General features: G+C 62.3%; 22 protein-coding genes and 1 tRNA gene. 12 read left to right on the forward strand and 11 right to left on the reverse strand.

What is annotated here, in order from left to right; all coding sequences use genetic code 11:
• The first annotated feature begins 73 nt into the window (after positions 1-73).
• Complete coding sequence (locus JT360_RS08815) at positions 74-1,957, forward strand: L,D-transpeptidase family protein (RefSeq protein ID WP_214471132.1); 1,884 nt, start codon at positions 74-76, stop codon at positions 1,955-1,957.
• Here JT360_RS08815 and JT360_RS08820 read toward each other — a convergent pair.
• From JT360_RS08820 to JT360_RS08835, 4 genes are all read right to left on the reverse strand, one after another.
• Complete coding sequence (locus JT360_RS08820) at positions 1,949-2,401, reverse strand: hypothetical protein (RefSeq protein ID WP_214471170.1); 453 nt, start codon at positions 2,399-2,401, stop codon at positions 1,949-1,951. The genes JT360_RS08815 and JT360_RS08820 overlap by 9 nt on opposite strands.
• A gap of 170 nt (positions 2,402-2,571) precedes the next feature.
• Positions 2,572-2,829: a PepSY domain-containing protein gene (locus JT360_RS08825; protein WP_214471133.1), complete on the reverse strand. Its 258-nt coding sequence runs from the start codon at positions 2,827-2,829 to the stop codon at positions 2,572-2,574.
• 160 nt (positions 2,830-2,989) lie between these two features.
• Positions 2,990-3,064: transfer RNA gene (locus tag JT360_RS08830), tRNA-Val, on the reverse strand.
• Between the two features lie 139 nt (positions 3,065-3,203).
• Complete coding sequence (locus JT360_RS08835) at positions 3,204-3,887, reverse strand: phosphoglycolate phosphatase (protein WP_214471134.1); 684 nt, start codon at positions 3,885-3,887, stop codon at positions 3,204-3,206.
• 260 nt (positions 3,888-4,147) lie between these two features.
• Here JT360_RS08835 and rpiA point away from each other — a divergent pair, with 260 nt between their 5' ends.
• From rpiA to gor, 3 genes are all read left to right on the forward strand, one after another.
• Complete coding sequence (rpiA, locus tag JT360_RS08840; protein ID WP_214471135.1) at positions 4,148-4,879, forward strand: ribose-5-phosphate isomerase RpiA; 732 nt, start codon at positions 4,148-4,150, stop codon at positions 4,877-4,879.
• A complete protein-coding gene (locus JT360_RS08845; RefSeq protein ID WP_214471136.1) occupies positions 4,866-5,480 on the forward strand; it encodes a DUF2059 domain-containing protein in 615 nt (204 codons plus the stop codon). The genes rpiA and JT360_RS08845 overlap by 14 nt, the downstream gene beginning before the upstream one ends.
• Positions 5,481-5,596: 116 nt before the next feature.
• Positions 5,597-6,988 (forward strand): glutathione-disulfide reductase, encoded by a 1,392-nt coding sequence (gor, locus tag JT360_RS08850; protein ID WP_214471137.1) that lies wholly within the window; start codon positions 5,597-5,599, stop codon positions 6,986-6,988.
• A 67-nt stretch (positions 6,989-7,055) separates the two neighbouring features.
• Here gor and mgtE read toward each other — a convergent pair whose 3' ends face one another.
• From mgtE to JT360_RS08875, 5 genes are all read right to left on the reverse strand, one after another.
• On the reverse strand, positions 7,056-8,420 hold the full coding sequence (mgtE, locus tag JT360_RS08855) for a magnesium transporter (RefSeq protein WP_214471138.1): 1,365 nt from the start codon (positions 8,418-8,420) through the stop codon (positions 7,056-7,058).
• Positions 8,421-8,691: 271 nt separating this feature from the next.
• Positions 8,692-10,584: an ABC transporter ATP-binding protein/permease gene (locus JT360_RS08860; RefSeq protein WP_214471139.1), complete on the reverse strand. Its 1,893-nt coding sequence runs from the start codon at positions 10,582-10,584 to the stop codon at positions 8,692-8,694.
• Positions 10,585-10,910: 326 nt separating this feature from the next.
• On the reverse strand, positions 10,911-11,141 hold the full coding sequence (locus JT360_RS08865) for a hypothetical protein (protein ID WP_214471140.1): 231 nt from the start codon (positions 11,139-11,141) through the stop codon (positions 10,911-10,913).
• Between the two features lie 48 nt (positions 11,142-11,189).
• Positions 11,190-11,870, reverse strand: coding sequence for a DsbA family oxidoreductase (locus JT360_RS08870; RefSeq protein WP_214471141.1), 681 nt, complete (start codon positions 11,868-11,870; stop codon positions 11,190-11,192).
• Positions 11,871-11,886: 16 nt separating this feature from the next.
• Positions 11,887-13,704 (reverse strand): extracellular solute-binding protein, encoded by a 1,818-nt coding sequence (locus tag JT360_RS08875; RefSeq protein ID WP_214471142.1) that lies wholly within the window; start codon positions 13,702-13,704, stop codon positions 11,887-11,889.
• Between the two features lie 232 nt (positions 13,705-13,936).
• Here JT360_RS08875 and JT360_RS08880 point away from each other — a divergent pair, with 232 nt between their 5' ends.
• Entirely contained in the window at positions 13,937-14,566 is a 630-nt protein-coding gene (locus tag JT360_RS08880; protein ID WP_214471143.1) for an invasion associated locus B family protein, read from the forward strand.
• Positions 14,567-14,646: 80 nt separating this feature from the next.
• Here the strand turns inward: JT360_RS08880 and hspQ are convergent, their stop codons facing one another.
• Both hspQ and JT360_RS08890 read right to left on the reverse strand, forming a co-directional pair.
• Positions 14,647-14,970, reverse strand: a complete 324-nt coding sequence (gene hspQ / locus JT360_RS08885; RefSeq protein ID WP_027027770.1) for a heat shock protein HspQ — start codon at positions 14,968-14,970, stop codon at positions 14,647-14,649.
• A 173-nt stretch (positions 14,971-15,143) separates the two neighbouring features.
• Positions 15,144-16,355: a UbiH/UbiF family hydroxylase gene (locus JT360_RS08890; protein ID WP_214471144.1), complete on the reverse strand. Its 1,212-nt coding sequence runs from the start codon at positions 16,353-16,355 to the stop codon at positions 15,144-15,146.
• 70 nt (positions 16,356-16,425) lie between these two features.
• Between JT360_RS08890 and JT360_RS08895 the strand changes: the two genes are divergently transcribed.
• The 7 genes from JT360_RS08895 (at position 16,426) to JT360_RS08925 (ending at position 23,640) form a co-directional block, all read left to right on the forward strand.
• Positions 16,426-17,355 (forward strand): DUF2182 domain-containing protein, encoded by a 930-nt coding sequence (locus JT360_RS08895; protein WP_214471145.1) that lies wholly within the window; start codon positions 16,426-16,428, stop codon positions 17,353-17,355.
• A 13-nt stretch (positions 17,356-17,368) separates the two neighbouring features.
• Positions 17,369-17,983, forward strand: a complete 615-nt coding sequence (locus JT360_RS08900; protein WP_214471146.1) for a DUF1326 domain-containing protein — start codon at positions 17,369-17,371, stop codon at positions 17,981-17,983.
• Positions 17,980-18,798 (forward strand): phosphatidylcholine synthase, encoded by an 819-nt coding sequence (pcsA, locus tag JT360_RS08905; protein ID WP_352126999.1) that lies wholly within the window; start codon positions 17,980-17,982, stop codon positions 18,796-18,798. Before JT360_RS08900 ends, pcsA begins: the two co-directional genes overlap by 4 nt.
• A gap of 22 nt (positions 18,799-18,820) precedes the next feature.
• The gene (locus JT360_RS08910; protein ID WP_214471147.1) at positions 18,821-19,798 is read left to right on the forward strand and encodes a quinone oxidoreductase family protein; all 978 of its coding nucleotides are present in this window, start codon (positions 18,821-18,823) and stop codon (positions 19,796-19,798) included.
• A gap of 217 nt (positions 19,799-20,015) precedes the next feature.
• Positions 20,016-21,593 (forward strand): ABC transporter ATP-binding protein, encoded by a 1,578-nt coding sequence (locus JT360_RS08915; RefSeq protein WP_214471148.1) that lies wholly within the window; start codon positions 20,016-20,018, stop codon positions 21,591-21,593.
• A complete protein-coding gene (locus tag JT360_RS08920) occupies positions 21,590-22,720 on the forward strand; it encodes an ABC transporter permease (protein WP_214471149.1) in 1,131 nt (376 codons plus the stop codon). Before JT360_RS08915 ends, JT360_RS08920 begins: the two co-directional genes overlap by 4 nt.
• Entirely contained in the window at positions 22,720-23,640 is a 921-nt protein-coding gene (locus JT360_RS08925; protein ID WP_214471150.1) for an ABC transporter permease, read from the forward strand. Before JT360_RS08920 ends, JT360_RS08925 begins: the two co-directional genes overlap by 1 nt.

Genomic DNA, 23,640 nt, shown 5'->3' on the forward strand with positions numbered 1-23,640 from the left:
CATCCGCCATGCGGTGAGCGAGACGGTCTTAGCGTGCGGAACGGGAACCGGTTGCGGCCGGAGCGGGTGATTCATGAAATTCCTCCGAAACAAAGCAACCGCGATGCCGCTGATGGCGATCACGGCTACACTCGCTTTCGGCGTGCCCCAGGCAGGCGCGCAAGGCCTTTTCGACATGCTGTTTGGCGGCGGCGTGAGGCATCAGCCGCAAGGTGAATTTCCGCCGCCGCCAAAGCACAGACCGAAAGCGACCGCCGATGGCGGCGATGGCGGCGCGAAAATCAGCAGCCCGTCCTACTACACCTATAAGGCCGACAAGCTGGTGCGCGTCGATTTCTCGACGCTGTCCGCAGCGCCCCAGCCGGCGACGCCGCAGGACGCCGCTTTCGTTCCGTCAGTCACGGGGGCTGCTTTCCACGACGCCATTGCCGGTCTCAGCGACTACGAACTCTATGCCGAGCCTGATATCGCCAAGGCGCTGATCGCCTACTATTCGGCCAATCCGGACTTTATCTGGGTGAGCGGAACCGGCCCCAACAGCCGCGCCCAGGATGCGGTGCGGGTGCTGGGAGAGGCGGCGAGCTATGGCCTGACGCCCACCGACTACACGGTCGATGTGCCGGCCGCCAGTTCGTCCCCGACGGACGACGCAGCCAAGTTGAAGGACCTCGTGCGCTTCGAGATGGCGCTGTCGGCGCGCGTATTGCGCTACGCCCATGACGCCCAAAGCGGCCGTGTCGAGCCCAACCGGATGACCGGCTACTACGATTTCCCGGCCAAGCCGCTCGACATGGTCGGCGTGCTGAAGACGCTGGCGCATACGCAGGAGGTTCGCACTTACCTCGAATCGCGGCATCCGCAGAATGCGGAATATCAGGCGCTGCGCGTCGAGCTGGAATCGCTGCAGGCAAGTGCCGAGAACGAGATCGTCGTCGATCCAAAGCTGCTGCTGAAGCCGGGCGAAACCAGCCCGGAATTGCCGAAGCTGCTGTCGCTGATCGCGCGCAATCTCGATGACGAGATGGGCGGCACCTATGGTGAGGTCCTGTCGCGGCTGGCAACCAGCGAAGTCTACGTTCCCGAGCTGGTGCCGCTGATCAAGGCGGTGCAGCAGAAAGAGGGCATGAAAGGTGACGGCGTCATCGGTCCGCGCACCGTCGCTTTGCTCGCCGGGACATCGAAGGCCGACAGGCTGCTGAAGGTGCAGGTGGCGCTTGAAGAACTGCGCTGGCTGCCTTCCGATCTCGGCAGCCCGCGTGTCTTCATCAACCAGCCTGCCTTCACCGCGAGCTACATCGACAATGGCGAGGAAAAGCTGAAGACGCGCGCCGTCGTCGGCCGGGTGACCAACCAGACGGCATTCTTCTACGACCAGATCAAGCAGGTTGACTTTCATCCCTATTGGGGCGTGCCGCAGTCGATCATCGTCAACGAAATGCTGCCCAGGCTGCGCGGCGATCCCGGCTATCTCGATCGGGCCGGCTACGAGGTGACGGATTCGCGCGGCAAGCGTATTCCTTCGTCGGCGGTCGATTGGGGCGCTTATGGTTCGAACATCCCCTACAGTGTGCGCCAGCAGCCGAGCGAGGCCAATGCGCTGGGCGAACTGAAGATCCTGTTCCCCAACAAGCATGCGATCTACATGCACGACACGCCGCAGAAATCGTTCTTCAAGCAGGATATGCGTGCGCTCAGCCATGGCTGCGTGCGCCTGCAGGACCCGCGCGGCATGGCCGCGGCCGTGCTTGGCACCTCGGTCGACTATATCGCCGAGAAGCTGAAGCACGGACATTCGACCGAGGACGTGACGCGCAAGATTCCGGTCTATGTCGCCTATTTCACCGCCTGGCCCGACATGTCCGGCAAGGTCGAGTATTTCAGCGACGTCTACGACCGCGATTCACGGCTGAAGCAGGCCCTGGATGCGACCGAGGCGGTGCGTTCGCCGTCAAGCTGATAGCCGGCGTTCCGACAAGGGACGCCGGAAACCAGCGTCGCGCCCGGCGATCAGCCAGTAGACCAGCCCGGCCACCAAACCGGCGGCGGCAATAATGCCGATGTCGGCCCAGCGCTCCGGATCCATATCCTGGGCCGAACTCGGCCAGATCAGGAGGAAGCCGCCAGCGGCGGCAGCGGCACCGAAGAACATGTGCATCAGGACATTGCGCAGCGAGAAGAATTCGGCGATGAGCGCGAAGATCAACGTCTGCAATACGGTCACGACAACCGTCAGGAAATAGATGAACATGCCGAGCGGCGGCACCACCAGGGCCGCGATCGGCGTAACGCCCATGACATCGAAATAGGCGGGCGCTCCAGGCAGGGAACTGAGCGCGGCGTAGATTGCCACCACGGCGAACAGGCCGACCAGTGTGGCGACGAGATAGCCGGCAAGCATCATCAGGATGCGCTTCATCACGTGCTTCGCCGTCGCCAAGCCCACCCCCCCATGCGGCGCAGTCAACAGTTTCAGTCAGCCATCAAAGACGATCCGGCGCAAGGGGAGGCGAGCAAGCGGTGCCCTTCCGCAAGCTCGGCCCTTCGCCCCCAAGAGAGTGTCTCCGGATCAGCCTATTTGGGCTCGGCCGTCACGGGGTCGTAAGTGATCTGAACCTTCGCCTTGTCGGCGGTGTAGTAGGTGACGATATAGGCGCCATCATCCCAGTCGACTTCTTTGACATATTGGAAGCCGTCACGCTGCTCGACCTTGGCGATGATGTCAGACAGTTTCTTGGCATTCGGTGGCGGCAATGGCTTGTCATCCGCCGCCAGAGCCGATCCGGCAGCGAGAAAAACGGCGACGCTGGTCGCCATGAGAAATCTGGACATGGTTTTCCCTCAAGTTTGACTGAAGGAAACTCGCTGGCATGGTGGTTTGTTCCAGACGGGCTGCAACGGGTACCTGACCGCGTTTGCATCGATTGCAAATTCGCCGAGCGCTTCCCAACAGGGTGCCAAGACGGACGGTGAGGCCAAAACCTAGGAAAAATGGTGGGCGATGCAGGGATTGAACCTGCGACCCCACCCGTGTGAAGGGTGTGCTCTCCCGCTGAGCTAATCGCCCGCTCGTTGCCCGAAGGCCAAGCGAGCCGCGATATAAGGGAGGCCGGCCGGTTAAGTCAAGGCAGTGTCTGGCGTTCTCACAGCGATCGGATTCTTGGCCCTTTCGGACCCCTCTCAACTGGATGCCGATCGCTGCCCGTTCAGTGTCCCGCGGCGGCGATCAGCCTTTGCGCCAGGTCGAGCGTCAGCGCGTCGAAATGCGAGATTACAGCCGACGGCTCGAATTCGCGGACATGGCGGTCGGTGTAGCCGAAATCGACCGCGACGACCGGAATGCCGGCAGCCTTGGCGGTGTCGATGTCGGTTTGCGAGTCACCGACCATCAGAGCGCGGTGCGGATCGCCGCCGGCCAGCCTGATGGTTTCCGTCAAATGGCGCGGATCGGGCTTGCGGAACGCGAACGTGTCCTGGCCGGCGATCGCCGCGAAATGTCTGGTCAAGCCGAGCGCTTCGATCAGCGCCAGCGAGTTGGCCTCGTATTTGTTGGTGCAGACGGCCAGGAGATAGCCTGCCTTCTCGAATCGTGCGATCGCCTCGATGACACCGGGGTAGGGGCGGGATTTTCCCGGAATGTTGTCGGTGTAGTGATCGAGAAACAGTCTCAGCAGCCGGTCGTGCTCGGCGACATCAAGCGAGCGCTGCTGGGCGGCGTGCGCGCGCTCTATCATCACGCGGCCGCCATGGCCGACGAAGCGCTTGAAGCCGGCCTCGTCGACGGCGGCAAGCTCGCTGGCGGCCAGGCTGTGGTTGAGGCTGTCGAGCAGGTCCGGCGCCGTGTCAATCAGCGTTCCGTCGAGGTCGAACACGATGATCGGGCGACTCATGATCCATCCTGCGCAGTTTTTGTAATCGGCAGGCGATAGCGGCTGCGGCGCGTCAAGGCAAGCAGAGCGGTGGACAGCCGCGGACAGCCCGCCAAGGGCTTTGACCACGGTCAAAGGCTTTGACCGGACCGGCAAAAATGCTAGGAGCCCGAAACGCTGGAGCGCGTCGCATCGAACGGGCCCAGGCGACGCGCTTCAGTTCTTAGTTTTCATGCATGTCGTTGGGCGACATGCATCAGGTTTCGGGGCAGCAAAGCAGCATGGACGCGAGGCAATTGAAGGTCGAAGCCGCGCGGGCGGCCCTTGCCCATGTCACCGATGGCATGCGGCTCGGCATCGGCACCGGCACCACTGCCGAGGAGTTCGTGCGGCTTTTGGCCGACAAGGTCGCCACCGGCATGACCGTCATTGGGGTGCCGACTTCGGAGCGCACCGCTGCGCTGTGCCGCGAGCTTGGCGTGCCGTTGTCGACATTGGAGGAAACGCCCGAGCTCGATCTCACCGTCGACGGCGCCGATGAGGTCGACCCGGAACTGACCCTGATCAAGGGCGGCGGCGGCGCGCTGCTGCGTGAGAAGATCGTGGCCGCGGCCTCGCAGCGCATGATCGTCATTGCCGACCAGTCGAAGATGGTCGAGACGCTCGGCCGGTTTCCGCTGCCGATCGAAGTCAACCAGTTCGGCCTGCGTGCCACCGAGATCGCGGTGGCCGCGGCGGCTGCGAAGCTCGGCCTTTCCGGTTCGATTACATTGAGGATGACGGGAGGCCAGGCTTTTGTTACAGACGGCGGCCATTTTATCCTCGATGCATCTTTTGGCCGCATTCCGGATACAAGAGCGCTTTCGAATGCTCTCCACGCCATTCCGGGCGTGGTCGAGCATGGTCTTTTCATCGGGCTGGCGTCAGCGGCCATCATCGCCGGCGGCGACGGTATCCAAACCGTCCATGCCGCCCGAAAACCAGGGAGTTCTACCGACCATGATGTTGCATAATCGGGTTCGCGGCCTTTGCGCCGTTCTGGCGGCTTCGGCCGTTTTGGCGTTCTCTTCGCCGGCGTTTTCGCAAGACGTTCCGGAATCGCACCTGAAGGCCGCCCGTGCGGCGGTCGCGGCGATCCACGCGACGGACCCATTCGACAACATCCTGCCGCAGGCGGCTGCCGCGCTCGAATCGCAGCTCATCCAGAAGAACCCGGATATGCAGGAGCTGATCGGCAAGACCATCAACGAGAAGGCGCTGGCGCTGGCCTCGCGCCGCGCCGATCTCGAGAAGGAAGCGGCTCTTGCCTATGCGAAGGTGTTTTCCGAAAAGGAACTCAACGACATCGCGGCGTTCTACAATTCCGAATCCGGCAAGAAGCTCCTCGACAGCGGTCCGACCGTGACGCGTGATTTGGTCAAGGCAGCCGACATCTGGCAAAATGGCGTCGCCCGCGATCTCGCGCAGCAGGTGGGCGAAACGCTGGCCGCGGCGGCGAAGGCCAAGGCGCCGGCTGCGCCCGCCGATGCAGCCGCTCCGGCCGACGGAACCGCTCCGGCCGATGGCGCGGCACCTGCCGATGGTTCGGCTCCGGCGGACGACACGCAGAACTGATCCTGTTCTTTGAACGGCCTCGCGGCCATCGGTGAAGCCCGGCTTGTCCGGGCTTTTCTTTTGATGGTTTGCGGCCTACCTGTCACACACATTTTCGACGTTCAAGGAGCCGCGTCATGGCCGGTTACGACTACGACCTCTTCGTCATCGGCGGCGGTTCCGGCGGGGTGAGGGCGGCGCGCGTTGCCGCGGCACTCGGCAAGCGTGTCGGTATCGCGGAGGAGTACCGCTATGGCGGCACCTGCGTTATCAGGGGCTGCGTGCCGAAGAAACTCTATGTCTACGCCTCGCAATTTCCGGAGCATTTTGCCGACGCGGCCGGCTATGGCTGGACGGTGCCGGAAGCCAGCTTCAACTGGCGGACGCTGGTCGCCAACAAGGATCGCGAGATCAGCCGGCTGGAAGCGATCTACAAGAAGAATGTCGAGGGCGCCGGCGGCGAGACCTTTCATTCGCGGGCGATGATCGTCGACCCGCACGTGGTGCATCTTCTCGGCGAGGACCGCACCATCACCGCCGACCAGATCCTGATCGCCACCGGCGGTCGTCCGGCGGCGCATCCGGCGCTGCCCGGCCACGAACATTGCATCTTTTCCAACGAGGCTTTCGACCTCAAGGAGCTGCCAAAGGCGATCATGATCGAGGGCGGCGGCTATATCGCGGTCGAGTTCGCCAACATTTTCCACGGCCTCGGCGTCGACACCACGCTGGTCTATCGCGGCAAGGAGATACTCAGCCGCTTCGATATGGACCTGCGCCGCACGCTGCACGAAACCATGGAAAAGAAGGGGATAAAGATACTCTGCCATTCGGTGACCGAGTGGGTGCGCAAGCGGCCGGACGGCCGGCTCGATGCCCTTCTCAACAGCGGCAAGGTGCTGACGGTGGACCAGGTCATGCTCGCCATAGGGCGTCTCCCTAATACCGAGAATATGGGCCTGGAAGGCATCGGCATCGAGATGACCCCGACCGGTGCGGTCAAGGTCGACGACTATTCCCGCACCAACATCGACAATATCTGGGCGATCGGCGACGTCACCAACCGCGTACAGCTAACGCCGGTGGCGATTCATGAAGCCATGTGCTTCGTCGAGACGGCGTTCAAGGGCAATCCGACCGCCCCCGACCACGAGACCATCGCGACCGCCGTTTTCTCCCAGCCGGAAATCGGCACCGTCGGCCTGTCGGAAGACGAAGCCATCAAGCGCTTTGCCGATATCGAGATCTACCGCGCCAGCTTCCGGCCGATGCGGCATACGCTGTCCGGCCGCGACGAAAAGATGCTGATCAAGCTGGTGGTCGATGGGGCCTCGCGCAAAGTGCTCGGCGCCCACATATTGGGGCCGGATGCCGGCGAAATGGCGCAGCTGCTCGGCATTCCTTTGAAGGCCGGCCTGACCAAGGATGATTTCGACCGCACAATGGCCGTGCATCCGACCGCCGCGGAAGAGCTGGTCACCATGTACAAGCCGACATACCGCGTGAAGGACGGCCAGCGCGTCGATTGAAACACGTTAAGCGCCTAAACAAGGCCCATCGCGGCAACTGCTGCCGCGATGGGATTTCTGGCTGTTGCTACAGCAGCGTGCCGCGCAGGATCACCAGCGCCACCGAGAAATAGATCACCAGCCCGGTGACATCGACCAACGTCGCGACGAACGGCGCCGACGCGCTGGCCGGATCGAAGCCGATCCGTTTCAGGGCGAACGGCAGCATTGACCCCGACAGGGAACCAAAGGTGACGATGCCGACCAGTGTCGCGCCGACGGTCGTGGCGATCAGCGGCCAGTGCGGGCCATAATCGTAGAGACCCATATATTGCCAGGCCGCGATGCGGCAAATGCCGACCACGCCCAACATGGCGCCGAGCACGAGACCGGTGGGCAGTTCGCGCAGCGCAACCCGCCACCAGTCGCGCAGCCCGATCTCGCGCAACGCCAGGGCACGGATGACCAGGGACGTCGCCTGCGAGCCGGAATTGCCGCCGGAGCTCATGATCAGCGGGATGAACAGGGTCAGCACGATCGCCTTCTCCAGTTCGCCCTCGTAGCTCTGCATGGCGTTCGCCGTCAGCATTTCGCTGATGAACAGCGCGCAGAGCCAACCGCCCCGCTTCTTGATCATGGCGAGGAAGCTCATCTTCATATAGGGCTCGTCAAGCGCTTCCATGCCGCCGAAACGGTGCACGTCCTCGGTCGTCTCCTCGATCATCGTGTCGATGATGTCGTCGATGGTGACGATGCCGAGGATCTTACCGTGATCGACGACAGGAACGGCCAGCAGATCGTATTTGGAGATCGTCTGCGCCAGATTTTCACGATCGGTCAGCGGAGTGACCGTCACCGGCACGCGGTCCGGCGCCACGGACAGGATCGAATCGCCCGGCTCGCCGGTGATCAGCCGGCGCAGGCCGGTCGACCGCACCAGCAGGTGTGTTTCCGGATCGACGATGTAGATCGCGTAGACGGTCTCGCGCGTCCGCTCGACCTTGCGGATGTAGTCGAGCGTGCGCCCAACGGTCCAGTCCGAGGGGACGCTGACGAACTCCGTCGTCATGATCGATGCGGCGCTGCCTTCGGGATAGCCCAGAATGGAAAGCAGGGTTGCGCGCAACGGCGGCGCCAGTGCACCGAGCAGCTCGGAGCGTGCCGGTTCATCGAGGTCGCGCAGAATATCCGCTGCACGGTCGACAGACATCGCCGTGAGCAGCTTGCTCGCCTTGGAGCGGGGCAGGGCTTCCGCCAATTCGGGCGCGCCTTCGAGTTCGGGCTGATCGAAGATCTCGACCAGCCGTTCGAAGGGTACGGCGCAAAGCATATCCGTCGCGGTTTCGCGCGATTCGTGATTGAGCGCCTCGACCACGTCGGCGACATGGTCGTTTGCAAGGACGCGGGCGATGGCGACGGCCTCGTCGTCCGCTACGAGGGAAAATTCGTTCATGGTTCACTCCTTGCCGTCCGGCAGGACATGAACCATTCAGGTCACGTCTAGGCGGACGGCGGTTGCGTTCGACTAATACTGTCGCCAGGCATGGCGCGGTGACCTTTCCGCTTGCGGGTTTGCGTTTGACTGTCTGCAAGCCGGCGCAACATAGGGGCGCCCCTTGCCGAGTCAATCGCCGTAAGGAAGGAAAATGGTGCCTGATGGCTGCGATCGCGACACTGTGATGGTCGATCGTCGCCAGACGCGGCAAGCCGCGGTGAAAGCATCGTTATTTCTGCTTGAGCCGGCGCGGGAACCGGAGCCATTTTTCTTCGACCGGCCTCGGCTGCACGAGAATCGTGGTGAGTTCGACGGGCAGGGCCGGCGCCAGCGGCTTCTTGGTGGCGACGCCGTCGGCGATCATGACGATCGAGTGGTAGAATTCGGTGCCGGCAGCCGATCTCGGCGCCACCGCTTCGTGCATGACGCTGATCACGGTGACATCGGGGCAGTTGTCCTTGATCGCCTGGTGGAAGGCAACCTTGCCGTCCGGGTCGAGCGCACCGGTCGCCTCGTCGAGGAACAGGAGGCCCGGCTGCTGCAGTATGATGCGAGCCACCACCAGCTTCTGCTTCTGGCCGCCGGACAGGACCTGATCCCAGATCTTGCCCTCGCGGCTTTCATTGGCCATGTGCTCGATGAAATCACCGAGGCCAGCCTTGTGCAGCGCCGACGCGACCTGGGCATCGCCATGGTTGAGTTCGGAGCCAGGCAGGCAGACCAGCTGTTTCAGCGACACCTGCTGCAGCTTGACCTCCTGGGCGGCATAAAAGCTCCTTACGCCGTCGGGGAAGACGATGGTGCCGCGGCCGTACGGCCACAGGCCGTTGATCGCCTTGATCAATGAGGTCTTGCCGCAGCCGGATTCGCCTTTCAGGAAAGTCCACTCGCCACGCCGGAAGCGCAGGTTGACGGCACTGAGGAACGGCGTTGCATCCTCGCCCTGATGCGCCAGTTCGAGCTTCTGGATGGTCAGGCCGAAAACCGGGTTCTGGCTGGCATATTGGAAGTCGGAACGGCCGGACTGGCTGTAGAACTCCTGCGGGTGCTGGACATTTTCGATCGCGTTGGCGAGCTCCGTGACACGCTGGCTGTTGGCGCGCAACGTGGCGATGGCCGGCATGACATGGATGAACCACGAACACTGGCCGATCAGCGAATTGACCAGTTCGGAGCCGGTAATATAGCCCTTGAGATCGAGACCATTGTGGATGAACGGCACGAGGCCAGGCCCATAGGCGACAATGCGCGCACCGACGAAATTGTAGATCAGCTCGAACGACATATAGACGGTGTTGACGATGTTCAGCCGCGACCAGGTTCCGTCGATGTCGACATAGAGCCGGCGGTGCATTGACTTCTGCACGCCTTCACCATGCGATGCCGCGACATGGAAACTCCGGCGCAGGAAGGTGGTCAGTTCGCCGCGGTAGCTACCTTCGGCCTGCTGCATCCGAACATTCAGCCGCTCAAGCAGGCCGCCGAGCTTGACCGCGATCCATGTGTTCAGCGGCACATAGGTGGCGACCCCCAGGAAGGCCAGAACGGCACTGCCGTAACTGCCAAGGAATTCCAGTCCCTTCACCTCCACGGAGGTTTCGAGCAGCTTCTGGCCGACGAAATAGAGCGAGGTGGCGACGCCGAGCACGCCCATGGCGAGGCCAATGGCGCCGCCGGTCATGTCCTTGATCGATTCCTGCATGCGCTGGTCGATGTTGTCGGGAGCTGACATACCGCCGCCGGTCGAGGCATGCTGGGCATGGAAATGCGTGTGGTTGCCGTCCAGCAGCGCCTCGTTGAAACGGCTGTCGAGCCAGCCGCGCCATTTGCGGTGCAAGGTCACCGAGACAAGATTGCGGATGCCCGTGAAACCGGCATCCTTGAGCAAGACCAGCAAAACCAGGATGCCGGCATTGACCAGCAGCGTGCGCAGCGGCGTGGTGTTGGCAGCATCGTGGAAGAAGGCAATCGAGTTGACCAACTCACCCGAAGCTTCGGCGAACCAGACACCCGCCTTGCTGGACAGCGCGGTGAGCAAGGCGATGACGAGCGTGAGGGTCCAGGCTTCCTTCCAGCGATCCGAGATCCAGTAGGCCCGCATCAGGCCCCAGAAACTGCGCATCGAGGATACCGGCGTCAAATGCGACGGCCTTGCGGCGCCGCGGTGTAGTCTATCCGGTACTGACTCCTGCGATCGTCTGCCGATCCGAATCACGATCCCGCCCAAACCTTTTTTCTTTTGTTACGGATGGTAACACCAATTGATCATTTTCTATTAGTTTTTGTAGGGGGTCGGCGGCATTGAAGTTCCGGCCGTGTCGGAAAGGCAACAGCACGGCCTTTCCGCGTGTCGCGCGAAAGCCGGCGAAACAGCGGTTTAACACAACGATGTCAGACGGTTACCAAACAACGGGCAGGCGTGCTTCTACCTTCCCTTGGGGAAAGCGTTCACACGATTTCGTGACTCATCTTGGCCTGTCCGGCAGCCCGACTTTTCATTGCGGCTAACCAAAACCCCGAAAACGTGCCGTCCTTGATGTCGGACTCCTTGCCGTCGTCGAGGCACACCACGAGGTCCTGTGAGCATGAGCGCTGGGTGGTTTTCCCACCGATCATCAGCGAAAGGGGCTGACCTACAACGGCCGACAATGGCCACAGCCTTTTCATCAGCAAGGCCAAGGTGACGGTGAAGCGCCTGCTCTTGTCAACGGCGAGAGGGAAGCTGCGTCAGCCGACCTTGTCCAGCTCGCCGCGCGCCTTGGCGGCCGCCACCTGGCGGATCGCATCGGCCAGCGTGTCGGCATCCTGCGCGCCCATCACGGCATATTTGCCTTCGAGGAGGAAACACGGCACGCCTGATATGCCCATGCGCGAGGCCGTGGCGATCTCGGTGCGCACCGCTTCGACATCGGCGTCTGTCGGCAAGAGCGTGGCGACGACGGACGCGTCCATGCCGGCGTCGCGGGCGGCTTCGATCAATACGGCATGGTCGCCAATATCGACACCCTCCTCGAAATTCAGCTGGAACAGCCGGCGGACCAACATGTTCTGCACGGCTTCACCGGCAGCGCCTGCCCAACGGATCAGGCGGTGTGCATCCAGCGTGTTCGGCGCCACCTTGATGTCGTCGAAGGCAAAGGAAATGCCCTCGGCCTCGCCAAGCGGTTCGATGCGGGCATGGATTTCGCGGATGCGCTCGTCGCTGCCGAATTTGGCCAGCATGTACTCCCGGCGGTCCTTGCCCTGGGGCGGGATGGTCGGATCGAGCTGGAACGGCCGCCAGCGTATATGCACATCGACATCGCCAGCCGCGGCAACCGCCTTGTCGAGCCGCTTCTGACCGATGAAGCACCACGGGCAGACGACGTCCGACACCACATCGATGGTTATGGTGTTCGCTTCGCTCATCTCGATCTCCGGATTTTCAGTTCGGTTTGCGCCACCATGTTGGCAGCTGGTAACCGAATATGGGCGTCTTGCGCGGATGTTCCAGATAATTCCAGTAAGCAAGCCATTGCTGCGTGTTGTACTGCATCGGCACCATGTAGTTGCCCGAGATCAGCAGCCGGTCGAGAACGCGAACGGCGGCGACATAATCCTCTTTCGAGCGGGCGCGCAGCATCGCTTCGATCGCGGCATCGATCGCCGGGTCGGCGACGCCGGCGAGATTGAACGATCCTTCGGTCTTGGCGGCCGCGGACGACCAACGCCCGATCTGCTCGATGCCTGGGGAGAGCGAATTGTTGAAGCCGCTCGAGCCGATCAGCACCTCGAAATCGAAGCGCTGCTTGCGCGACTGGATCTGATCGCCGTCCAGGCTGCGGATGCTGACGTCGACGCCGATCTTCTCCAGTGTGCGCTGATAGATGCCGGCCAGGCGCTCCTCGTCCTGCGAAGCGGTCAGGATCTCGAATCCGAAAGGTTTGCCATCGGCATCGAGCATCGTGCCGTCCTGCACGTGGTAACCGACGCTTTTCAGGAGATCGAAAGCCGCCTTCAGCACCTTGCGGTCCTGGCCCGAACCGTCGGTCACCGGCGGTTTCCAGGTGCCGTCCATTATTTCGGCCGGCACGCGGCCGGGGTAGGGGGCCAGCAACGCCTTTTCCCTGTCGTCGGCCGGATGGCCGAGCGCGGAAAGCTCGGAATTCTGCCAATAGCTCATCGTGCGCGTGTACTTGCCGCCGAACAGGTTCTTGTTGGCCCATTCGAAGTCATAAAGCATGCCGAGCGCGCGCCGAACCACCGGATTGGAGAATTTCGGCAGCCTGGTGTTGAACAGGAAACCGGTCACGACCGGCGGAATGCCGGTGTCGAAGGTCTCGGAAACCACCTCGCCTCTGTGAAAGGCGGGAAAGTCGAGATCGCGCTCGCGTTTCACCGGATCGCCGTCGTCATCGATGGCGCAAAGGCCTTTCTTGAACGCTTCGAGCTTGGCGTTGGCGTTGAGGAAATATTCGATGGTGATCTGGTCGTAATTGTCGAAGCCGCGCTTGGCGGGAACGTCCTTGCCCCAGTAGTCCGGATTGCGCTTGAAGACGATGCGCTGGCCGGGCGTCACCTGCGCGATCGTGTAGGGGCCGCTGCCGACCAACGGCTTCAGCGTCGTCCTGTCGAACGTGTCCATGTCGAAGGCGTGCTTGGGGATGATCGGCGTCAGCGCGATGATCAGGGGAAATTCGCGGTCCGCTTTCTCGTTGAAGGTGAAGCGAACGCTGTGGTCGCCGGTCTTTTCGAGCTTGGCGATCCTGGCCATGCGGTCGCTATAGGGCGGGCGCCCTTTTTGCGTAAAGACGTCATAGGTGAACAGCACGTCTTCCGGCGTCACCGGCTGTCCATCCGACCATTTGGCCTTCGGATTGAGATGGAATTCGATGCTCTTGCGCTCTGCGTCCATGTCGGCGGCGTCGGCGAGCAGCCCATAGAGAGTAAAAGCCTCATCCGCGCTACGCTGCATCAGCGGCTCGAAGACCAGATTGCCGTAGATCGTGTCCATCATGCCGCGCGCGGTCGTGCGCAGGCTTTTCAGGATGAAAGGGTTGAGGTTGTCGAAGCTGCCGACGACGCAATAGGTAATGCTGCCGCCCTTCGGCGCGTCAGGATTGACGTAACCGAAATGCGCGTAGTCCGGCGGCAGGGCTGGTTCGCCCTGCATCGCAATCGCGTATTTTGGCTCTGACCGCGCGGGCGGCGACAGGGTGAGAAACGATATCGCGGTGATCAGCCAAACAAGAACGCGGCCCATGACCGTCTCCTTAACAGATCGGCTCGATGATTCGGTGCGCACCCTAGCATGAGGCAGCTGCATGCCGGCCAATGGTGTGATCAAGAATTACAAGTGGGCGGGCTGGATTCGGCGCCGCTTGCAGTGTAACACGCCGTCCGAAGTCATTCTGTTGCCTCATTTCGGCAACAGGTAGCTGGACCACACGGCACCAAGAGGCCGGTTCCGGATCATTTGAGAGGAAGTGCACGACATGACGAGCCTGAACAGCAATGCGTACCGCCTTTCGGTCATGGCCGCGGGCGTGGTCGGCTTTCTGGGCGCAGGGCTTCCCGCCGCTTCCGCACAGCAGCAACAGCAGATCCCACAGGGCTGGTTCAAGGCCTGCACCAAGCAGGAAGATGTCGACATCTGCAATGTCCAGAACATCGTCACTGCGGGCAATGGCCAGCTCGTCACCGGCGTCAGCCTGATCGAGCTCAAGGGCAAGGTGAACCGCAAGGTGTTCCAGGTCACGGTCCCGACCGGCCGCCTCGTGCCTCCCGGCATCGGCCTCCAGATCGACGCCGGCAAGGCGCAGAAGCTCGACTATGTCATTTGCTTCCCGGATCGTTGCGTGGCCGAAGTGCCGCTGACCGACCAGCTCGTCGCCTCGTTCAAGAAAGGCCAGGGGATCACGCTGACCTCGATCAATTTCCAGAACCAGGCCAACCCGATCAAGATCGCGCTGCAGGGCTTCAGCGGCGCCTATGACGGCCCGCCGCTGCAGCAGTCGGACATCGAAGACCGGCAGAAGAAGCTCCAGGATTTTGTCGCCAAGAACAACCAGGACTTCGCCAAGAAGCTCAAGGACGAGCAGGACAAGGCCAAGACCGCCAACTGATCACCGGCATCTGGTGGTTACCGAGTCAAAAAAGCGGGGTCATGCCCCGCTTTTTTCGTTCCTGGCCGGAATGTCGGAGGTCAGTGCCTGGACTGCCGTTTCGGCTCGTATCGCCCATCCGGCTTCTTGTCGAACATCTCCTTGATCTGCGGGTGGCGGACCGGCTCGCCCGACTGATCCTCGAGCAGGTTCTGTTCGGACACATAGGCGATGTATTCGGTTTCCGAGTTCTCGGCGAGCAGATGGTAGAACGGCTGATCCTTGCGCGGCCGCACGTCGGCGGGGATGGCTTCGTACCATTCGTCGGTGTTGGCGAATTGTGGATCGACGTCGAAAATGATGCCGCGAAACGGGAACAGACGGTGGCGGACCACCTGTCCGATCGCAAATTTGGCCGTTTTCATCGTACTCACCACTGAATTCCTTGACTTTATTTGGCGCAGACTTCGAGTTAATTCAATCCCGAAGCCTTCAAGCGCGCCCTAAGATACGCAGAATGCGGAACAAAGGTTTTGACTGACATGGCCGATATCGACGCGCATCGATGGCCGCGATCACAGGGACATCCGCAAGACCGCTACGGGCGCGCTGGCTTTCGCAGGCCGCCCGCAAGTGCTGCAAAGCCGCTGCCCGGACGAAGCCCTTCGCGCATGAAGAAGGCGCGGAGCGGTGCAAAGCCACCGAGCACGCCGAGACCGGCACCGCGCGCCACCTGCGCCGGCAACATGTCTGAGAGCAGCGACATATTGAGCAGGTTAACCGCGCTGCTGCGCGCCAGAATGTCGGGACGGCGCTTGAAATCGTAGACCGCCAAGGCCTTGGCCGCGCCCGGGTCATCACGATTTTCACCAGCAATGCCAACGAGATCGTCGATGTCCCTGATCCCAAGGTTGAGACCTTGCGCGCCGATCGGCGGAAACACATGGGCGGCTTCGCCGACAAGCGCCACCCGGTCCCGCGCGAACCGCAAGGGAGTTACCGTCGAGAGCGGATAGATCTGCCGTCCAGGTTCGACCGTCACCCGACCGAGCATCGATTGCATCTGCTGCTCGACCCGCAGCGAGAGCGTTGTATCGTCCAGTGCGGCGAGTTCCCTGGCGGTTTCGGGTTTGACCACCCAGACAAGACTCGAGCGATTGCCGGGAAGCGGAACCTGCGTGAACGGACCGGTCTCGGTGTGAAACTCCGTCGAGGTGAAGGCATGGTCGCGGCTGTGGCGGAAATTGAGCACGAGCGCTGCCTGAGGGTAGGCGCGCGAGGCGGTGGCGATGCCCGCGGCCTCGCGCGCAGGCGACTGGCGACCATCGGCGGCGACCGCCAGCGATGCGCCAATCTCGCTGCCGTCGGCGAGCTCGGCATGGGCCTTGTCGGCATCGAGACGCCAGGTCTTCACCATCGACCTGCGCCATTCGATCCCGGAATGAGTGGCCACCTTGCTGGCAAGCGCGGGAGCAAAGACGCTGTTGGGCAGGTTCAGCCCGAACTGTTCCTCGTCGATCTCACTGGCGCGGAAGGTGACGACGGGACTGCGGATCAGCCGGCTGGTCGCATCGACGATGCGCATGACTTTCAAGGGGGCGGCCTTGGGCTTGATGTCTTCAAGGAGGTCAAGCCGCTCCAGCATTTTGAGCGCTGGGTTCATGAGTGCCGTAGTGCGGCCATCGGGGGCCGATGCCTGAGGCCCGACAAGCGTCACCGGAAAGCCGGCATCGGCGAAAGCGAGCGCCGCGATCAGCCCGGCCGGCCCGGTGCCGGCTATCAGTATCCGCGCTGTTTCCTGATGCTCCAAGTTCGACTTCCGGCTTAAGATGCGAGGCAGATCACCCGACCTGCCGGTCAAGGAGCATATAGGTCAGATCATGCGGCTTGATCAACGCGGCGATTCGGCCCATTCGGGTGTCATGACCGGCCACCAGGACGATTTCAGCCATCTCGACCGCGCCGGCCGCGCCATGGCAAATGTCGCGCGCAACCCGCGCCTGACGGTGAATATCGTCGTCGGTGCAAGCATTCTGCTTGCCTGGTTGTCGCTCGCCGCGATGGCGATTCGCGGCGCCGAGGCCCGTGGCAGCGCGCCCGGCGACACTCTGCTGCGCGGCTTGCCGCGGTTGCCGTTGCCCGATTTCCTGGAACGGTTCTTCGCGCTCTGCCTGTCGCCGGCGCCACTGGATGCAAGCATCGGTCCGCGTGCCCTGGCGCTCATTCTGATGTGGTTCCTGATGGCGATCGCCGCGATGCTGCCGTCGGCGGCTCCGATGATCCGCACCTATTGCCAGATCGCAGATACCGCCCGGATCAAGGGGGAGCAGGTCGTCCACCCGCTGGTGCTGGTTGCCGGGTATCTCGCCGTCTGGTTCGCCGCATCCATTCTGTTCGCGACGCTGACACTTGCGATACACACATTCGCCGCATCCAGCGAAATGGACGATCCGGTGCTTGGCATTGCCGGGGCGCTCGCATTGCTGGTTGCCAGCCTCTACCAGTTCAGCGGCCTCAAGCAGGCCTGCCTGAAGAAATGCCGAAACCCCTTCTCGATCCTGTTTTCGAACTGGAGTGCCAAACCCGTCCGCGTCTTCCGGCTCGGCGTCGCGCAAGGCATATGGTGCCTCGGCTGCTGCTGGGCGCTGATGCTGGTGATGTTCGCCGTCGGCGTGATGAACATCTTCTGGATGGCGCTGATCGGCGTGTTCACCCTGATTGAAAAACAGATGATGGGCAGTCTTCCAACCCGGCTGGCCGGTGCGATACTGCTTGTCTGGGCAGCCGCGCTGCTAGTAGTCTCGTTATGAGTGGGGGAATTCGATGACAGATCGGGGCTGGGCAATGAAAGGAGAGCTCGTACTCTCCTGCAATTGCACGGTTTTTTGCCCTTGCGTTCTGTCGCTCGGCAGTCATCCTCCGACCGAGGGCTATTGCCAGACCTGGGCGGGTTTCCGCATCGACGCCGGTCATTTCGGCGAGGTCGATCTCTCCGGGCTCAACCTTGGGCTGGTCATGGAAATCCCCGGTTACATGAGCCGCGGCAACTGGACCGCTGGCCTGTTCATCGACAAACGCGCCTCGATCTACGCGGTCAAAGCCTTGACGAAGATCTTCACCGGCAAGGCGGGCGGGACCACGTCGCTGCTGTCGATCCTCGTCGGAAAATTCCTGGGTGTCGAACAGGTGCCGATCATCTATGAGACGCGAGAAAAGACGCGTATCTTCCAGATACCGAAGATCATCGATGGGGCGGTCACGCCGGTTGCCGGCAGGGATCGCGAGAAGGACACCGTGATCAGCAATTCGGAATACTGGATCGCGCCGGAGATCATCGTGGCGAAGTCCGACAAGAGCAAGCTGCGGGCGTTTGGGCGCAACTGGAACTTTGCTGGCCGCTCGGCCGAAATCTGCAAGCTGGATTGGCGAGGCCCGTGAGCAAGAACACAACGGCCAGGAAAGCCGCCAAGAAGATCACGGACCGGATTCCGCGACCGAAGAAGAAGGTGACGTGGCCACAGGCGAGGGCGTTCTCCGTCCACCTGCTGACCGCATCGGGCTCGTTCCTTGCCTTCCTGTCACTGGTGGCAGCGAGTGAGGAACGCTGGACGGCAATGTTCTGGTGGCTTGGACTGGCGCTGTTCGTCGACGGTATCGACGGGCCGATCGCCCGGAAGCTCGAGGTCAAGGAAATCCTGCCGACCTGGTCGGGCGAACTCCTCGACAACATCATCGACTATGTGACCTACGTGCTGATCCCGGCCTTCGCGCTCTACCAGCGCGGCTTCATGGGCGAGGGCCTGTCGTTCCTGTCGGCGGCGATCATCGTCGTCTCCAGTGCGATCTATTATGCCGACACCGGCATGAAGACGAAGGAGAATTTCTTCAAGGGATTCCCAGTTGTCTGGAACATGGTGGTGTTCACGCTGTTTGTCATCGAGCCGGGACAATGGGTTTCGTTCGCGGTCGTGGTGGTGGCCGCGATTCTGACGTTCATCCCGATCAATTTCATTCATCCGGTGCGGGTGGTGCGGCTGCGGCGCATCAATCTCACAATGACGCTTTTGTGGTGCGCCTTCGGCGCGCTTGCGCTTGCACAGGCGGCTCTCGCGGCCTTCTACGACCAGATCGGCGTGCTTGGCGAACAGGTCGGCGCTTTCACCAAGATCGGCATTTCCGTTACCGGGCTTTACCTCGCCTGTATCGGTGGCATCATGCAGTTCTTTCCAAATCTCGGTGCCAAGAAGGCCTGATCAGCCAGAGGAAGCCTACCCCATGTCCAAAGCGATCCGCATCCACGCCCATGGCGGCCCGGAAGTTCTGACCTATGAGGAAACCGATCCCGGCGAGCCGGGTTCTGGGCAGATCCTGGTCAGACACACGGCCATCGGCCTCAACTTCATCGATGTCTATCATCGCTCCGGCCTCTATCCGCCACCTGGCGGATTTCCGCTCATCCCGGGCAGCGAAGCCGCCGGCGTGGTGTTGAAGGTCGGCCCGGGCATCGACTGGCTGAAACCGGGTGACCGGATTGCCTATGCCGTGACGACAGGTGCTTATGCTGAAGAGCGCGTCATCGATGCCAGCCGGGTCGTCAAGGTTCCGTACGGCATCAGCGACGAACAGGCCGCCGCGATGATGCTGAAAGGCATGACCGCCGAATATCTCTTGCGCCGGACCTTCAAGGTGAAGGCGGGCGACACGATCCTGTTTCATGCCGCGGCCGGCGGCGTCGGGCTTATTCTCGGCCAATGGGCGAAGCATCTCGGCGCACATGTCATCGGCACCGCTGGTACAGCCGACAAGATCGAGCTCGCCAAGGCGCACGGCTTCGACCATGTCATCAACTACAAGGAGCAGGATTTCGTCGCCGGCGTCGCCGCCATCACCGGCGGCAGGAAATGCGACGTCGTCTACGACTCCGTGGGCAACGACACCTTTCCAGCCTCGCTCGACTGTCTGAAGCCGCTCGGCATGTTCGTCAGCTTCGGCCAGTCCTCCGGACCGATCCCGCCTTTCTCGATGTCGCTGCTTGCCCAGAAAGGTTCGCTTTTCGCGACCAGGCCGACGTTGTTCGTCTACAATGCGAAACGCGAAGACCTCGACGCCTCCGCGGCCGCGCTGTTCGAGGTGGTGCTCAGTGGCGCCGTCAAGATCAAGATCAACCAGCGCTACGCGCTCAGGGATGCGGGCAAGGCACACTCGGATCTCGAGGGCCGCAGGACCACTGGCACGACCATCCTGGTCCCCTGACGGAAGTTTGCCCTGGTTTTCAGCGTTCTGCCACTGCCGCGGGCACGGATTTGCAGGAAAAACCGGCCAGCCGCATGCTTGTGGGAAGAAGGCTGATCTTTGCCCTTGAGTTTCCGCTGAAATTCTTGAAGCTCTTTCAAGTCGGGTGCTGCTTTCGCACAAGAGCTGGCCGCGCATACGATGCTTGCGGGAACACAGAACATGTCCGGCAATCCGGATGGGAGGCACTGTGAGTGCAAATCATGATGGGTCGAACCTGCTTGAGGTTCGTGGCCTGACCAAGATATTCGGCACGCTTACGGCGTGCGATCATATCGACCTAAACATCGCCAGAGGTGAAATCCACGCGCTGCTCGGCGAGAACGGCGCTGGCAAGTCGACGCTGGTCAAGATGCTGTTCGGCTCGCTGGAGCCCAATTCCGGCGAGATTTTCTGGAACGGCCAGGCGGTCCGGATCACCAGCCCGGGCGCGGCGAAGAAGCTTGGCATCGGCATGGTGTTCCAGCATTTTTCGCTTTTCGAGGCGCTGACCGCGGCCGAGAACATCGCCCTGTCCTTGGATGACGGCTCGCCGATCAGCAGCATCGCCGCGAAGGCGAGGGCGCTCTCCTACAGCTACGGCCTGCCGCTCGATCCGGAATCGCTGGTCGGCGACCTGTCGGTCGGCGAGCGCCAGCGCATCGAGATCATCCGCTGCCTGCTGCAGACGCCGCAGTTGATCATCCTGGACGAACCGACCTCGGTGCTGACGCCGCAGGAGGCCGACAAGCTGTTCGAGACGCTGGAGCGGCTGCGCTCGGAAGGCAAATCGATCCTCTACATTTCGCACCGGCTCGAAGAGGTCAAACGCATCTGCGACCGCGCCACCGTGTTGCGGCACGGCAAGGTGGTCGGCCACTGCAACCCGCGCGAAGAGACAGCCGCCTCGCTCGCCCGCATGATGGTCGGCAATGAAGTGCAGGCCGTGGTGCGTGCGCCGGTCGAGGGGATCGAAACCGCGCAGCCGCTGCTCGAAATCCGCGGCCTCAGCCGCAAGCCGGCGACGCCGTTCTCCATTCCGCTCAAGAACATCAGCCTCAATGTCCGCGCCGGCGAGGTGATCGGTATTGCCGGTGTCGCCGGCAACGGTCAAGGCGAGTTCTTCGAATCCGTCTCCGGCGAAGTGTTGCAGCAGGATGCCGCCTCGGTGCGCATCCGCGGCAAGAACGCAGGCAGCCTCACCATCACCGGACGGCGCCTGCTGGGTGCGGCCTTCGTGCCGGAAGAACGCCTCGGCCACGGTGCGGCACCACGCATGAAGCTTTCGGAAAACCTGCTTTTGTCGCGCCATGCCACCGACGGCAAGGCCTTTGTCGGAACCGGCGGCATGGTCAAGAGCGGCGCCATCTACGCTGCCTCCCAACGCATCATCGAGGCAATGGACGTGCGCAAGAGCGCACCGGATCCTGAAGCTGCCGCACTTTCGGGCGGCAATCTGCAGAAATTCATCGTCGGTCGCGAACTCGACCGCCGGCCAAGCGTCATGGTGGTCAACCAGCCGACCTGGGGCGTCGACGCGGGTGCCGCCGCCCATATCCGCCAAGCCTTGATCGAGCTGTCGCGCAGCGGATCGGCGGTGCTGGTGATCAGCCAGGATCTCGACGAGTTGTTCGAGATATCAGATGCGATCGCGGTGATGCACAATGGCGAGTTGTCCAAGCCGATGCCGATCGCAGAGGCGACCTTCGAGAAGGTCGGTTTGCTGATGGGCGGCGCCGAGCCTGGCCACGCCGAACACACTCTGGAGACGGCATGATGCGCCTCGAACTCGTCAAACGCCCGCAGCGCTCCCCGCTGTTTTCGGCACTGTCGCCATTCATCGCCTTCGCGCTGACGATCATCGCCGGTGCCATCATGTTCGCCCTGCTCGGCGTCAATCCGTTGACCGCCTTCCGGATCTACTTCATCGAACCGATCAGCCAGGTCTGGCAGCTGCACGAGCTGGCAATCAAGGCCGCGCCATTGATCCTGATCGCGGTCGGCCTGTCGGTCTGTTACAAGGCCAACATCTGGAACATCGGCGCCGAAGGCCAGTTCATTTTCGGCGCCATCTTCGGCTCCGGCATTCCGGTCCTGTTTCCGCAATTCGAAGGGCCGCTGGTGCTGCCGCTGATGCTTTTGCTCGGCATGGTCGGTGGAGCGGCCTATGCGGCAATCCCGGCCTTGCTCAAGACCCGGTTCAACACCAACGAGATCCTGACCAGCCTGATGCTGGTCTATGTCGCCCAGCTCTTCCTCGACTGGCTGGTGCGCGGCCCATGGCGCGATCCGCAGGGCCACGGCTTCCCGCAGACGATCCAGTTCGGCGACTCTGCCGTGCTGCCGGAACTGATGCCGGATGCCGGACGCGCGAACTGGGGGTTTGTGTTCGCGCTGGTTGCGGCCGTGCTGATCTGGATCCTGATGAGCCGCATGCTCAAGGGCTTCGAGGTCCGCGTGCTGGGCTCAAGCCCGCGGGCAGGGCGGTTCGCCGGTTTCCGCCTCAGCCGCATGGTGTTCTTCGCCTTCCTTTTGTCGGGTGCGCTGGCCGGCCTTGCCGGCATCTCTGAAGTCTCAGGCGCCATCGGGCAATTGCAGCCGGTGATCTCGCCCGGCTACGGCTTTACCGCCATCATCGTGGCGTTCCTCGGCCGCCTTAATCCGCTCGGCATCATCGCCGCCGGCCTGGTGCTGGCACTGACCTATCTCGGTGGCGAGGCGGTGCAAAGCGCGCTCGGCATCTCCGACAAGGTAGCGAGGGTGTTCCAGGGCATGTTGCTGTTCTTCGTGCTCGGCTGCGACACGCTCATCCACTACCGCATCCGCCTCATCGGCCTGGCGCTGACGAAACAAGAAGCTGCTGCGAAGCTCGATGCCGCGCCGAAGTTGAAGGAAGCCCGCTGATGGACATTACCGTCAACATCCTATTGACCATCGCCACGGCAGCGACGCCGCTTTTGATCGCTGCGATCGGCGAACTGGTGGTCGAGCGCTCCGGCGTGCTCAATCTCGGCGTCGAGGGCATGATGATCATGGGCGCGGTCGGCGGCTTCGGCGCCGGCTATCTGACCGGGTCGCCCTGGATCGGCCTGCTGGCGGCAATCGCCATGGGGGCGCTGTTCTCGCTGCTGTTTGCCGTCATGACGCTGTCGCTGGCTACCAATCAGGTGGCGACCGGCCTGTCGCTCACGCTGCTCGGCCTTGGTCTCTCCGGCATGATGGGGACGAGCTTCGTCGGCCAGCCAGGTGAACGGCTGCCTAACCTTTACATACCGGGCGTGACCGAGATCCCGGTGGTCGGCAAGCTGCTGTTCGGCCAGGACCCGATCTTCTACATTTCGATTGCACTGACAGCCGCCGTTATGTGGTTCCTGTTCAAGACGCGTACCGGACTGACGCTGCGCTCGATCGGCGACAGCCATGCTTCGGCGCATGCGCTTGGTATCCATGTCATCCGCTACCGCTATCTCTCGGTCATCTTCGGTGGCGCCTGCGCCGGTCTTGCCGGCGGCCATCTGTCGCTGGTCTATACGCCGCAGTGGGTCGAGAACATGACCGCGGGCCGCGGCTGGATCGCGCTGGCGCTGGTTGTGTTCGCGTCGTGGCGGCCGTGGCGAGTGCTGGCCGGCGCCTACATCTTCGGCGCGGTGTGGATCGGCCAGCTTCATGCACAGGCATTTGGCATTCCGGTGCCTTCGCAGATGCTTTCTTCTCTGCCCTATCTGGCAACCGTCGTGGTTCTCGTTCTAATCTCGCGCAACAAGCGTCTGACGATGATGAACACGCCGGCCTCCCTGGGGCAGCCATTCGTTCCGGATCGTTGA

This window comes from Mesorhizobium sp. dw_380, assembly GCF_018588885.1.
In the GTDB taxonomy this organism is placed as follows: Bacteria; Pseudomonadota; Alphaproteobacteria; order Rhizobiales; family Rhizobiaceae; genus Mesorhizobium.